Consider the following 14,160-nt stretch of genomic DNA (forward strand, 5'->3'; position numbering starts at 1 on the left):
CTTTAGAAATCCTATGCCAAGTAAAAAGCCGTTTGAATAATCAAGCGGCTTTTCTATTTTCAAATTACGGGTCTAATCAAAAAACACCCCTGAAGTAAGGCTATAGGAATTTAAAAATTCCTTTGCTTTTTTAATATGGGGAGCCATGGTGACATCTTCTTTTAATATGGGAACCTCTTTTCTGAATTCTGAAATAAACTCCCAAAGAATTTCAGAAGTCATCCCGGGCTCCCTGAAATGAAGGGCCTGAGAAGCGTTAAAAAGCTCAATGGCAAGAACGGTGTTTACATTGTCAATGATTTTAATCATTTTAGTAGCACTGTTTGCTCCCATACTTACGTGATCCTCCTGGCCATTAGATGATACAATGGAATCTACCGAAGCCGGTACAGCAAGTTGCTTATTCTGGCTTACAATACTAGCTGCAGTATACTGGGGGATCATAAATCCACTATTAAGACCGGGATTCTCCACAAGAAACTGAGGAAGGCCACGTTGCCCTGAGACGAGCTGATAGGTTCGCCTTTCTGAAATATTAGCCAGTTCGGCCATTGCGATGGCCAAATAATCCAGGCCAAGTGCCAGGGGCTGTCCATGAAAATTTCCGCCAGAAATTATTTTATCTTCCTCAATAAAAATATTAGGATTATCAGTTACTGAATTAATTTCAGTTTTGACGACCTTTCTTACAAACCCAAGGGTATCTTTTGTGGCACCGTGTACCTGAGGTACGCATCGAAATGAATAAGGATCCTGAACATTTTCTTTTTCTTTCCGGGCAATTTCACTTCCCTTCAAAAAGTCCCTAATCCTTTCAGCGGTTTTCACCTGTCCCCTGTGCGGTCTTACCTGGTGTACCAGCTCATCAAAAGGTGAGCTATTACAATCGAAACCATCCATTGACACTGCACTGATCTTATCGGCCAGATAAGACAATTTAAAAGCTTCCAACAGGCAATAAACGCCATGGGCACTCATGAATTGTGTCCCATTTAAAAGCGCGAGTCCTTCCTTGGATTGCAGTTTAAGTGGTTCCCACTTCATTTCCCGCAGCATATCTACTGCTTTTATTTCATTTCCCTTATAATAAACCTCTCCTTCTCCGATCAATGGCAGGGCCAAATGTGCCAGGGGTGCTAGGTCCCCTGATGCTCCTAAAGAACCTTGTTCAAAGATCACCGGGAGAATATCTTCATTATAAAAATCAATAAGCCGCTCAACGGTCTTTAGTGCAACTCCTGAATTTCCATAACTTAAGGACTGGATCTTAAGTAGTAACATCAGTCTGATCAAAGGCTTCCCTACTCTTTCTCCGGTCCCACAGGCGTGGGATTTGACCAGATTTTCCTGTAATTCCGTCAGTTTTTCAGAAGTGATTTTTACATTACATAAAGCTCCGAAACCAGTATTGATACCATAGACAGGGGCATCGCTTTCCCTGATTTTTTTATCGAGGTAAGCTCTGGACTTTTTAATGTTTAAAACAGACTCATCGCTTAATACCAATTTCTTTTTAGTTTCCAGAATATCCTGGATTGTGGTAAGATCTAGCACTGCGGAACTGATGTAATGATGAGTTTGCATGAATTTTTAAAATTATAATTGAGAGCTCAAAAATCCAACATCTGTTAAAGTATTCCAAGAAAACACCATTGAATTTTATGATTTAATAACTTAAATAGCCCGGTGGGCATAAAGCTTCAATCCGAATTATCTTCTTCTCCTTGGGATAATTGAAGAAATGCGGGCCCGATGTTTTGGATAATTTCTCCCGCGATAACGGCTTCAGGGCCATTTTTCTCTGTGGCAAGATCCCCGGCTAAACCATGAAGATAAGTTCCAAGAACAGCGGCAATTACAGGCTCATATTTTTGCGCCATCAAACCAGAAATAATCCCTGAAAGCACGTCTCCTGATCCTGCTGTAGCCATCCCTGGATTCCCGGAGCTATTAATGAATAGCTCCTCTTTACTGAAACAAAAACTATAGGCTCCTTTTAATACAAGCACTACATTATATTTATTTATGAACTTTTGTATTTTTTTGATCTTATGATTATCATCATCCCAACCTCCGATAAGGCGTTCGAGTTCTTTTGGGTGTGGTGTGAGCACAGATCTCTCTGGGACCAGACTTAATAATTCTTTATTTTTAGCCAACATATTTAAACCATCGGCATCAATTAACATTGGAGCTTTGGCCTGCTGAAGTAAATTTTCAAAGGCCTTTATGGTTTCATCACCTGTTCCCGCCCCCATACCAAAACCAATGACATCGGGTTTAAACTCAGTTTTTACCCGGCTAAGGTGTTTCTTATGCTTATCGGTAATTACCATGGCTTCGGGTAGTGTGGCCTGAATGATCTCATATCCGCATGCAGGACTGAAAACACTACAAAGTCCAGTTCCGGTTTTAAGCGCTGCTTTAGCTGAAAGTACAATACTACCGATCTTCCCATAACTACCTCCAACAATCAGGGTATGTCCATAATCCCCTTTATGGGAATTCTTTTTCCTGTTCTTATATAAAAGACGGGCTTGTTCTTTGCCTATCATCCTGGCAAGGGTACTGGTCTTCTTCAAAAACTCCCTGTCCAGACCAATATCAAGGACCTGGAATTCCCCTACATAATCCATGGTTTGCGGAAGAAAAAAAGTGAATTTAGGGCTTTGAAAAGTCAGGGTGAAATCCGCCTTAATGATCTTGTCCTTACCTTGCGGAACCTGATCAGCAGAAAGGCCCGAAGGCATATCTACGGCCAGGGTAAATGCTCCTGAGGCATTGATATGGCTCACCAGGGCACCAACCCACCCCTCTATCGGACGGTTAAGCCCTATTCCAAACATCGCATCAATGACAAAATCACTTGCCTTGATTTTTGGAAAATCATTTTGATTTTTAATAAGGACGGGCCAGTCTTTAGTGGTGTTTTTAAATCTCTCGTAATTAACCAGGAAATCCTTCGAGCGTTTATCGCTGTAATTTACCACAAAGACCTTAACCTTATATCCGTGAGTTAATAGCATTCGTCCTACCACCAGGCCATCTCCACCATTATTCCCTATTCCGCAGAATATTTTAATCTCAACATCACTGCCTTCCAATCGGGAATGAATCTGGTTAAAGACCAATGTTGCCGCTCTTTCCATTAAATCAGTACTGGAAATATGCTGATTTTTAATGCTTAGGCTATCCGCTTTTTGCAATTGATCTGCACTAAATATCTTCATCAGAGTAAAAATTGCTTTATACTAAAATACACATATTATAGAGGAGTCTATGGGATAGTTAATAAAAAAATACAATTCATCTTTATTTCAGTGAGAATTCAATAAATTTGCCCAAATTTTAAGAAAATGAAAGAAATCGCCCTTGATGCAATACATAAATCTTTAAATGCCAAAATGGTACCTTTTGCCGGATATAATATGCCGGTTTCCTATGAAGGTGTGAATATTGAACATCAAACCGTACGTGAAAAACTTGGAGTTTTTGATGTTTCACATATGGGAGAATTTTTAATCTCAGGTGATAAGGCTTTAGCGCTTATTCAAAAAGTCTGTTCCAATGATGCCTCCAAACTCACTGATGGAAAAGCGCAATATACCTGTATGCCTAATGAATCAGGAGGAATTGTGGATGATCTCATTATCTATCGTATCAATGAAGAGAAGTATCTTCTTGTGGTCAATGCCTCCAATATTGAAAAGGACTGGAACTGGATCTCCCAACACAATACTATGGATGCTACAATGCGTGATTTGAGCGATGAGCTTTCTCTGCTTGCCATTCAGGGTCCCAAAGCTGCGCAGGCAATGCAAACCCTTACCGATATCGATCTGGAAAAAATGAAATTTTATACCTTCGAGGTTGCTGAATTTGCCGGTGTGGACAAGGTGATTATTTCAGCCACAGGCTATACAGGAAGTGGTGGGTTTGAGATCTATTTCAGAAATGAAGATGCCGAGGAAATCTGGGAAAAAGTAATGGCAGCCGGAAAAGAATTTGGTATAAAACCAATCGGACTGGCCGCTCGTGACACCCTGCGCCTGGAAATGGGCTTCTGTCTTTACGGTAATGATATTGACGAGACCACCTCTCCTATTGAAGCCGGTTTAGGCTGGATCACCAAGTTCACCAAGGATTTCATCAATTCCGATAAACTTAAAGAAGAAAAGGAAAAAGGTCCAAGGCGAAAACTCATTGCCTTTGAACTTGATGAGCGTGGCATACCAAGACAGGGATACGATATTTTAGATGATAATGGCAAGGTTATTGGCAATGTAACTTCGGGTACGATGTCACCATCTTTGGAAAAGGGAATTGGCCTGGGCTATGTTCCAGCTGATATAGCAGGAGTCGGAAATAAGATTCAAATCCAAATTAGAAAAAAAGCCGTTCCTGCCACCCAGGTGAAATTGCCCTTTTTTAAAGGATAATTTTTTGGAAAAGATTTTGATTTTAGGAGCTAGCGGCTTTATAGGCAATGCCTTATATAAAGAGTTATGCTCCTATTTTGATACATATGGCACCTATTTTACAGATAATCCGACTCTGGAGAAAAATCAACATTTTTTTCAGTACGACCTGGAAACGGAAAACATTGAGCTCCTTCTCGAAAATATTCAACCTTCTATCATCATTTCGGCACTTCGTGGAAATTTTAATGCCCAATTAGCTGCTCATTTTTCGATCATAAATTACCTGCAGAACCATAAGTCAAAGTTAATCTTTATCTCCTCAGCCAATGTTTTTGATGCCTTTACTAATTTCCCCTCTTACGAATACGATAAGACCTTATCTCAAAGTATCTACGGAAGATTTAAAATAAAGATAGAAAATGCGCTGCTTAGGTTGCCAAATGAAAAATATAATATTCTTCGTCTTCCTATGGTTTTCGGCCTGGATTCTCCACGAATAAAAGACCTTAAGAATATGCTCTATCTCGGGGAAGCCATCGAGGTCTTTCCCAATGTCGTTATCAATGTCACCGAAGCAGATCATTTTGCCAGGCAGGTTCATTATATAATAAACCGACGCAAACAAGGGGTTTTTCATCTTGGAAGCAGCGACCTCGTACATCAAAAAGATTTTATCGAAGAAGTCTGTCGCAGCTTGGGATATCCTAATCCTTTGTTTAAAAACGTTTATGATTCTAATAATGACCGGTTCCTTGCCGTGCTCCCTAAAGATAATCTACTTCCTAAAAACCTGGAATTAAACGTTCAACGTGTAGTGGATGCCTCGATAAAGGTATGATAGGAAATAATGTCTAAAATCCCGGGTTGTTTTCTAGCTGTTGCTTAAATTTAGACATATAACCTTTAATTAACCTATCATGGAAAAATTAAGTAATCAGGAAATCACCCAAAAACTGGAGAAATTCGATGGATGGACCTACAGTAAAGATGCCATTCATACATCTTTTAAGTTCGATAATTTCAAAGATGCTTTCACGGTCATGACCCGTATTGCTTTTGAGGCGGAAGCCCTTCAGCATCACCCCAATTGGGGGAATGTCTACAATGAATTGGAGATCTCCCTCTCCACCCATGATGTAAAAGGCGTTACCGAGAAGGATTTTAAACTTGCAAGAGCTATAGAAGATATCGTAGAATCTGCATAACCAAGCTGAAGCAATACCGGAACTTGAATGCATTTCGATTTTTATTGGATGCTTTTTTATATTTTTGCCGATATTTTTATTCAAAAAGTAAATGGGAAGAGCATTCGAATTTAGAAAAGCCCGCAAGATGAAACGCTGGTCAGCCATGGCCAAAGCTTTTACGCGGATAGGAAAAGATATTGTCATGGCTGTTAAAGAAGGCGGCCCGGATCCCGATACCAATGCAAAGCTTAGGGCGGTCATACAAAACGCAAAGAGCGTTAATATGCCCAAAGACAATATTGAACGTGCTATTAAAAGGGCCAGTGACAAAAACCAGGGGGACTATAAAATCGTGCTCTTCGAAGGTTATGCTCCCCATGGCATTGCAGTATTGGTAGAAACAGCCACAGACAATAATAATCGAACCGTGGCCAATGTCCGCTCCCACTTCAATAAATGTGAGGGTAACCTTGGAACTTCGGGCTCAGTAGAGTTTATGTTTGATCACACCTGTAATTTTCGGATAGACGCAGAAGGGCTCGATGTTGAAGAAATAGAACTGGAATTTATTGATTTTGGGGCTGAGGAAGTTTTTCTGGACGAAGACGGTATTCATATCTATGCGCCCTTTGAACAATTCGGAGCTATTCAAAAAGAACTGGAGAATCGTGGCATCGAAATTCTTTCCTCCGGTTTTGAACGAATCCCTCAGGTCACCAAAAAACTAAATCCGAAAGAAGCTGAAGAGGTTGAAAAACTTCTAGAAAAACTGGAAGAAGATGAAGATGTTCAAAACGTTTATCATACTATGGAGGAAAACCAGGAATAACATCATTGCTATGCAATACTATGTTATATAATGAAATTATAAAGGGCTGATCTATAAAAGAACAGCCCTTTTTATATTCAAAAAATGATGATCATTAGAATTCCTTCCGGTCGTGTTTTGTCGGATGGCCTTTTCTTCGGCGTTTTTCTTCCCGCAATAAGGATAATTCCCTACCGGTCTGACCTTTTACAGAGGTGTTTTCCTGAGCTCTACGTAAAAGGTATGGCACCACATCCCTTACTGGTCCAAAAGGTAATAACTTGGCTGCATTATAACCCTTCCTTGCCAGGTTATAACTTATATGGTCACTCATCCCGTATAACTGGCTGAACCAGATACGATCGTCATCCAAAGGAAGGTTTTTGTCCTCGATCACCTGAAGGGCCAGGTAATTACTTACCTCGTTATGGGTACCGATAAAGAGCTCAATTTCGTCAAGGTGAGCCAGGCAGTAGGACATTATGCTATTGAAGTTTACATCGGTGGCCTCCTTATTCTCACAGATAGGAGAAACATAGCCGTGCTTTTTAGCTCTGGCATTCTCTTTTTCCATATAGGCGCCACGAACAATTTTAGCTCCGATTTTAAAACCTTCAGCTTTTCCTTTTTCGTGTAGATCCTTAAGGTATTCCATCCTGTCCCAACGGTAGCACTGAATGGTATTAAAGACAATGACCTTTTCCTTGTTAAACTTGCGCATCATCTCTTCCATAAGTTCATCTGCAGAGGTCTGCATCCAGCTTTCTTCAGCATCGGCGTAAAGACGGACATTATGATCATAAGCAGCTTGACAAAGGGTATTCACCCGTTCTTTAACTCGTTCCCACTCCTGCTGCTCGGCTTGGCTTAAATTTATTCGTTCACTGGTCTTTTCCCAGATTGCAAAACGACCAATACCGGTGGGCTTAAATAAAGCAAAGGGTAATTCCTTACGCTCGGCAGCATATTTTATAAGTTCTAATTTTTTGTTTAAAGCAGCATCGAATTGCGCATCGGTCTCTTTTCCTTCCACGGAATAATCGAGAATACTATGAAGCTTCTTCTCATACATTTTGTTGGTCAGGGGCTTACAGTCTTCTTCGGTAATTCCCCCACAAAATTGTTCAAAAATGGTTTTCTTTATCAAGCCTTCGATAGGTAAGTGTAGTTTTAACGAAAGATTGGTTAGAAAAATCCCAGCGTTTACCAAAGTCTGCCTGTTCATCATACTAAAAAGGAAAACGGCACGGTCCAGCTCTAAATCAGATTTTAATTTAAAAGCGGTTTTGGTATCATTAAATATTTTTCTTCTTATCATGTTATTAGAATTCTTACAACAAAGATAAAGCAGAGAGTTTGATTTTTTTGAATATTTCTGCTTATTTTCGGGACTTCTTTAAAGATGTTTAAAACCTTATAAATTATGGCAAAAACGGCAATTGGTGCCCCTGTATACTACAGGGAAAATGCCTATGAAAAACTCGCTATTTACCTGACCGAAAACAAGGCGTCAAAAATTTTTATCCTGGTTGATTCCAACACCCATAAATTTTGCCTTAATAACTTTCTTCCAAAGCTCAGAACCCAAGCATCTGTGGAGGTTATCGAGATGGAAGCCGGGGAAACCCATAAGAATATGGAAACCTGCATCCAGATTTGGAATGCACTCTCCGACCTGGAAGCTGACCGTAAAAGCCTGATGTTAAACCTTGGAGGCGGCGTAGTGACTGACCTGGGTGGTTTTGTGGCCTCTTGTTTTAAAAGAGGTATTCCTTATATAAATATTCCTACAACGCTTTTGGCTATGGTAGACGCTTCTGTGGGTGGAAAAACCGGGGTAGATCTGGGAAATATTAAAAATCAGATTGGAGTGATTAATAATTCCAAAATGGTATTAATTGATCCTGATTATTTAAAAACATTGTCTGCTGAGGAAATGCGAAGCGGCCTGGCTGAAATTTTAAAACACGGGCTTATTAAGGACCAGAATTACTGGAACAAACTCGCATCTTTAAAAGACCTAACCTTAGAAGACCTGGATGATATTATTAAAGAGTCTGTGGATATCAAAGCCGAAATTGTATCCCTGGACCCGGAAGAAAAGAATCTCAGGAAAACCCTTAACTATGGCCATACTCTTGGACATGCCATTGAATCCTACTTCCTAACCCATCCTACTAAAACAAGACTGTTACATGGTGAGGCTGTAGCCATAGGAATGATTCTGGCTACCTTTATCTCGTCTGAAATAAAAAGCTTTCCCAGGGATAAAATGCAGCAAATTACCAGGAGTATTCTCGATATGTATGGAAAAACTGAGTTTGAGGAGAAGGATATCACAGAGATCATCGAGTTGATGAAGTATGATAAGAAAAACGAATTCGGAAAGATCAATTTTGTACTTCTGGAAGATATTGGAAAGCCACTAATTGATTGCCTTGTAAGCAATGAAGTAATCCGCAAAGCCTTCGATTTTTACAGAAAAGCTTGATTTTTAAAAAATTAATAGTTTTATTTAATACGCAAAATCAGGTATTTTTTTTGTTATTATTGCACAAACCATTCGAGCTATGAAAAGAATAATTGTTGATTACAAAAAGCTTACGCCGGAAATACTCAGTTTACTTGTCGACAAATACCCTGACGGATATGATGACGACCAGGTAATTTCGTTTAAAAATGCGAAAAATGAAACCGTTGATGCCGTAGAAGTTAGAACCGACGATACGGTATACCTGGTAAAGGTGAGTACACGCCTTGAAAATACAATGGCTAATTTTGATGAAGATGATTATGATAATTCAGATTTCAACGAACCGATAGTTGAAATACCAGAAAAAACAGTTGAAGGTGAAGGTGAAGATGAAGAAAGAGATGATGTGCATTAGAACCCTTTAAAAAAGGAGAGGCCGTCCAAAAATAAACTTTAGACGGCCCCTTTTCTTTTTCATAGCAACTTCATCCCTATGCATGCTGCATATCGTGTTTGCCTTCTTTAATCTCCTCAATAATCTTGCCATTAAAAGCTGGTAGATCATCAGGGTTTCGACTGGATACGAAGCCTTCATCAACAACGACTTCCTGGTCCACCCAATTGGCCCCAGCATTTTTCAGATCAGTTTTAATAGAATTATAAGAGGTCATTGTTCGACCTTTGACTACTTCGGCTTCGATCAGTGTCCATCCAGCATGGCAAATTGCTCCAACTGGTTTTTTCTGTTCAAAGAAATCCCGAACAAATTTCAATACATCCTGGTTTCTCCTTAAATTATCCGGATTCATTACCCCTCCTGGGAGCACAAGTCCGTTATAATCTCTAGCATTTACTTCCTTTACAGTATAATCTACCTCGACTTCGCCACTCCAATTTCCATCGGCCCAGCCTTTGATATTATCCTTTTCAATACTGATAACATCCACTCTAAAGCCTTCTTTTTCCATGGCTTCTTTAGGAGATTTCAGTTCAGATTCTTCAAATCCATGTGTAGCTAAAATTGCAACTTTCTTTTCCATAATTTTATCTTTTTCAGTTTACCCAAAGATAACCATCCCTTGCGCCATTGGGTATTAAGGCCATTATAAAAAAAAGAAGAATTAAAGTTAAACTTTATTAATTAAGACAAATCCACTACTTATTTGCCCGGATCACCCTTGTTATCCCCTTGCTTTCCATCCTGGTTTATATCCAGGTTACTCTTTAGGGTATCAATGATCTTTTTTTCTTCCTGAAGCTGCACTCGTTTTTGTTCGAGTTTTTCCATTTCCTGATAGATCGCAGGCTCTCCGTATTTATTGGGAACAACCTTTTCATTTTTATACAAGGCGTATTGCACCGTAAATTCCGCTCCAAAGAATAAAATAAGACAGGTATAATAAACCCATAAGAGAATCAGAACCACAGAGGAAGCTCCCCCATACACCGAAGCGGGTTCACTGCTTCCGAAGTAAAACGCAAGGATCTTTTCTCCAATTAGAAATAGTATAGTCGTTAAAACTGCCCCCAAATAAGTAATCCTCCACCTAATTTTTATATCGGGAAGCAATTTAAACACTGCAGCGAACAGGGTGGTCACAATAAGAAAGGATATTAGAAAGTTGGTAAGATCAACCATAAATCCGGTAATTCCCGGTGCGAACTGATCTATGTGGTCACTTAGAATAGCTAAAAGTGCAGAAATCACCATAGAAATCAGCAACAGTAATCCAATGACCAGCACCATACCGAAAGAAATAACCCTGTCCAGAAGCAATTGCAAAAAATTAGACTTCTTGGCCGCCACGTTCCATATATTATTCATCGCCTTCTTTAGCTGAAAAAATACTCCGGTGGCACCGAAAAGCAACAGGGCACTCCCGACCACAATGGCCCAGGTAGAATCTCCTGAAAGTGCAGCATTGGTGACTATAGTTTCAATGGCTTTTGCTGAGTCCTGACCAATGAACTGCCCTATTTCTTCGGTAATCCTCCCTTGCACTGCCTCTCGTTTAAAGAAGTAGCTCGCAATGGTCACTACAATAATCAGCAAGGAAGGCAAAGAAAATAAGGTATAATAAGCAATTGTAGCGCTTCTTGCGTAAGGTTCGTTACGGTTCCAGCTGAAGTACGCCTTTTTCATTAACCCAATGAAGGTTTTGAAAAAATTCATACCAGGTACTTTTTCTTCAAAAGCTCCAGATGATGAATGGTATGGCCCACGGTAATAAAACCTGTTGCTCCGGCACTGGTATTGTAGTTATTCACCATGGCCTTACGTTTAAGCATTTCTTCAGAAAAGCTCATGTAAAGATCAATACCTGAGTTTCTTACATTCTTAAATTCTGTTTTAAGACTATGTAACTCCCTTTGGTTGGCATCGGACTCAGGGACATAGGCATTGTGATCAAAACCTGGTAGGGAGGTATGATCATTCCTGGCTATGCAAAGCGCCCTGTACTGAAAGATACGCTCCACATCAATCATGTGCTGAAGCACTTCTGCCAGGGACCATTTTCCAAGGGCATACTTAAAACTCAGTTTTTCCGGAGTAATAATACTAAGGATCTCCTGAAGATCCTCATGATTTTCCTTAAGTAAACCTCCCAGGGTTTTGTCCCCGGGAAGCTTATCTATATAGGTTTGATAGAATTCGTGGTAATCATCTTTATTTAGATCAGAAACCTTCATTATGCGGAGTTTCTACTAGCATTAATATTCCCGTATAAAGATCGGGTAACCATCTTTTCATAGGTCTCAAGCAATTCTTCAGATGCTTTACCCTGTTCCTGTAACTCCTGGACCTTTCGCAAGGCGTGCTGCTGGATAGTCAGTAAAGGCAATACAATTCGTTCGCGAGCCTGTATGGAAGCCTTTCCTGCAGGTTGATTTTCGAGCAACTCATTGTACCCAGTTACCTTTAGCAGCATCCTTTTGGTTCGCTCATATTCTTCAAAGATCAATTGCCAGAATTCCCCGAATTCTTCATCATCCTTCATATATGCAGTTAAAGCAAAGAATGACTTGGTAAGACTCATCATGCTGTTTTCCAGCAAGGTCTTAAAAAATACAGAATTCTCGTACAGGTGCTTCACCTTCTCAAACTCACCTTCTTTCTCATAATGTTCCATGGCCGTACCCACTCCGAAAAATCCTGGAACATTTTGTTTTAACTGGCTCCAACTTCCAACAAATGGGATTGCTCTTAGGTCAGAGAGATTGAGTTTTTCCGATTTATTCCTTTTCGAGGGACGGCTACCGATATTGGTTTTGGCATAATACTTCAGGGTACTCATTTGCTCTAGATAAGGAATAAACTTTGGATGCTGCTTGAAATCGGTATATGCTTTATAACTGATTTCCGCCAAATTATTCATCGTTTCTCTATCTTCCTTGGAAAGGATGTTTTGTCCTTCACTCAAAATTTCATTGGAAACACCTGAACTCAGTAACTGCTCCAGATTATATCGGCAGCTATCCTGGGTGCCAAAATTAGAACTAATGGTTTGCCCCTGTACAGTAAGCTGAATCTCCTCATTTTCTATTCCTGGTCCTAAAGAAGCATAAAACTGGTGTGTTTTCCCTCCACCTCTGGCAGGCGGGCCTCCCCGTCCATCAAAGAAGACAACTTTTATATCATACTTCCTTGAAATTTCTGTAAGCATTTCCTTGGCCTTATAAATACTCCAGTTAGCCATTAGATATCCGCCATCCTTTGTACCGTCGCTAAAGCCTAACATTATGGTCTGTTTATTACCACGACGTTTTAGGTGCTCTTTATAAACCGGGTTATTATAAAGCACCTCCATGACGTTATGGGCTTCTCTAAGGTCAGGCACTGTTTCAAATAATGGAATAATGTCTACCGATGGTTTCTCCCAACCGCATAAGCGCATAAAGGCAAAAGGTTGCAATACTCCCTGCACACTTCCACAATTACTTATTATATAACGGTTTGCTCCATTCTCTCCGTTAGTTTGTTGGATGCTTTGCATAGCATAGATAGAAGACAGAGTAGCCTTAGCCATTCCTTCTTCAAGGTTCTCCGGATCAATATTTCCCTGGAGCTTTGTTAAGGCCTCGATTTGTTCTTCCTGTGATAATTCATCATATTTTTTACCAAAGAGGTCGGGATCATAATCCTGAAGTTCCTCTATGACTTGCTGGTGCTTGCTGGAATCCTGTCTGATATCCAAAGTACCAAAATGATAACCAAAAAGATTTATTTTATTAAGAAGATCATCTACTTCATCTATAAACAATGACTGATGTTTATCCCTTACTATATCTCTGATCTTAATAAGTTTAGACTTAAGGTCTTCAAGTGATATTTTAATTTTTCCTGTTTTAGAAATCGCACTGGCATACAGTTTTGGTTCTATCTCTGAAATGATTTCATCCACCTGGCTAAAGGTCAGTCGTCGCTTTAACTTCCTTAGATCCCTGTAATAATTTAAAAGAATGGTAGAACGTAGCCTTTTAGCGACCTTTAGGGTAATCTCGGTGGTCACAAAAGGATTGCCGTCTCGATCTCCACCGGGCCAGAACCCTAGATTTATTACTTGGTTTCCGGGATCTTCGCCCTCAAAGATATTTTGTTGCAAATAATTATAGATCTGACTGACACTTTGATAAAAAACATGCTCAAAATACCAGATAAGGCTTACTGCCTCATCGTATGGCGTAGGTTTCTCCTTCTTAAAAAAAGGAGTTTTTCCAAGCTGTGCTAGAAGATTTTTTATGGTCGTCAGGTCATTTTTCTGAACCGCTTTATCCAGGTCAGTGATAATTCCCAGCACTGCGCCTGGGTAGAACTGTGTGGGATGCGCCGTAAGGGTAGGTCGCACTTTAAAGCGTTTAAGATAATCCCTGAGCTCAGAGGTTTTATTGACTGCTTCAGCTTCTTCTTTAATATTCCTCAGGGTTCCGTGCCCATCCATATTATTCACTACAGGAAAAGAAGCGTCTTCAATGGCATCAAACAAAACTACCTGCCGCTCAATGTATTGGATAAACCTAAAAAGCAAGTCTATTCTTCCTTCCTCGGAAGGATCTTCCTGATATTTATTAAAAAAGGTTTCGATGATTTGAGATGGATTTTTATTCTCGGCAAAGCCAGCTTCACAAATTTCCTGAAACAGGGGTAGCAAAGCCCCGGTTTTCTTGATATCATCGAAGGGTAAGGTTAGAAAAATGCTATTATAAACCTGGTATTTCGCGAGTACACTTTCGTTAAATCTTTCCAGTTTCGGTTCTCTACGCATAATCATT

13 protein-coding genes are annotated in these 14,160 nt (G+C 39.9%); 6 read left to right on the top strand and 7 right to left on the bottom strand.

The window, feature by feature from the left end:
* Positions 1-72 precede the first annotated feature (72 nt).
* Positions 73-1,584, bottom strand: coding sequence for a histidine ammonia-lyase (gene hutH, locus ACW6NC_RS03540; RefSeq protein ID WP_457863813.1), 1,512 nt, complete (start codon positions 1,582-1,584; stop codon positions 73-75).
* 116 nt (positions 1,585-1,700) lie between these two features.
* Positions 1,701-3,230: an NAD(P)H-hydrate dehydratase gene (locus ACW6NC_RS03545; RefSeq protein WP_457863814.1), complete on the bottom strand. Its 1,530-nt coding sequence runs from the start codon at positions 3,228-3,230 to the stop codon at positions 1,701-1,703.
* A gap of 126 nt (positions 3,231-3,356) precedes the next feature.
* Here ACW6NC_RS03545 and gcvT point away from each other — a divergent pair, with 126 nt between their 5' ends.
* From gcvT to ACW6NC_RS03565, 4 genes are all read left to right on the top strand, one after another.
* Positions 3,357-4,439 carry a glycine cleavage system aminomethyltransferase GcvT gene (gene gcvT, locus ACW6NC_RS03550; RefSeq protein ID WP_457863815.1) on the top strand — a complete coding sequence of 361 codons (1,083 nt, stop codon included), beginning with the start codon at positions 3,357-3,359 and terminating at the stop codon, positions 4,437-4,439.
* Positions 4,440-4,443: 4 nt separating this feature from the next.
* Positions 4,444-5,259 carry a sugar nucleotide-binding protein gene (locus ACW6NC_RS03555; RefSeq protein ID WP_457863816.1) on the top strand — a complete coding sequence of 272 codons (816 nt, stop codon included), beginning with the start codon at positions 4,444-4,446 and terminating at the stop codon, positions 5,257-5,259.
* A gap of 79 nt (positions 5,260-5,338) precedes the next feature.
* Positions 5,339-5,626 carry a 4a-hydroxytetrahydrobiopterin dehydratase gene (locus ACW6NC_RS03560; protein ID WP_457863817.1) on the top strand — a complete coding sequence of 96 codons (288 nt, stop codon included), beginning with the start codon at positions 5,339-5,341 and terminating at the stop codon, positions 5,624-5,626.
* 91 nt (positions 5,627-5,717) lie between these two features.
* Positions 5,718-6,437 (top strand): YebC/PmpR family DNA-binding transcriptional regulator, encoded by a 720-nt coding sequence (locus ACW6NC_RS03565; protein WP_457863818.1) that lies wholly within the window; start codon positions 5,718-5,720, stop codon positions 6,435-6,437.
* A 94-nt stretch (positions 6,438-6,531) separates the two neighbouring features.
* Here ACW6NC_RS03565 and ACW6NC_RS03570 read toward each other — a convergent pair whose 3' ends face one another.
* Positions 6,532-7,734, bottom strand: coding sequence for a proline dehydrogenase family protein (locus ACW6NC_RS03570; protein WP_457863819.1), 1,203 nt, complete (start codon positions 7,732-7,734; stop codon positions 6,532-6,534).
* A 105-nt stretch (positions 7,735-7,839) separates the two neighbouring features.
* Here ACW6NC_RS03570 and aroB point away from each other — a divergent pair, with 105 nt between their 5' ends.
* Together aroB and ACW6NC_RS03580 are read left to right on the top strand one after the other, a co-directional pair.
* Positions 7,840-8,907, top strand: a complete 1,068-nt coding sequence (aroB, locus tag ACW6NC_RS03575) for a 3-dehydroquinate synthase (protein ID WP_457863820.1) — start codon at positions 7,840-7,842, stop codon at positions 8,905-8,907.
* A 79-nt stretch (positions 8,908-8,986) separates the two neighbouring features.
* A complete protein-coding gene (locus ACW6NC_RS03580) occupies positions 8,987-9,304 on the top strand; it encodes a hypothetical protein (RefSeq protein WP_457863821.1) in 318 nt (105 codons plus the stop codon).
* A gap of 76 nt (positions 9,305-9,380) precedes the next feature.
* Here the strand turns inward: ACW6NC_RS03580 and ACW6NC_RS03585 are convergent, their stop codons facing one another.
* From ACW6NC_RS03585 to ACW6NC_RS03600, 4 genes are all read right to left on the bottom strand, one after another.
* Positions 9,381-9,929, bottom strand: coding sequence for a type 1 glutamine amidotransferase domain-containing protein (locus ACW6NC_RS03585; RefSeq protein WP_457863822.1), 549 nt, complete (start codon positions 9,927-9,929; stop codon positions 9,381-9,383).
* Between the two features lie 119 nt (positions 9,930-10,048).
* Entirely contained in the window at positions 10,049-11,062 is a 1,014-nt protein-coding gene (locus ACW6NC_RS03590; RefSeq protein ID WP_457863823.1) for a YihY/virulence factor BrkB family protein, read from the bottom strand.
* The gene (locus ACW6NC_RS03595) at positions 11,059-11,580 is read right to left on the bottom strand and encodes a DinB family protein (protein WP_457863824.1); all 522 of its coding nucleotides are present in this window, start codon (positions 11,578-11,580) and stop codon (positions 11,059-11,061) included. The genes ACW6NC_RS03590 and ACW6NC_RS03595 overlap by 4 nt, the downstream gene beginning before the upstream one ends.
* The gene (locus ACW6NC_RS03600; RefSeq protein ID WP_457864071.1) at positions 11,580-14,153 is read right to left on the bottom strand and encodes a phosphoenolpyruvate carboxylase; all 2,574 of its coding nucleotides are present in this window, start codon (positions 14,151-14,153) and stop codon (positions 11,580-11,582) included. Before ACW6NC_RS03600 ends, ACW6NC_RS03595 begins: the two co-directional genes overlap by 1 nt.
* Positions 14,154-14,160: the final 7 nt, after the last annotated feature.

The organism is Salegentibacter profundi, assembly GCF_054121475.1.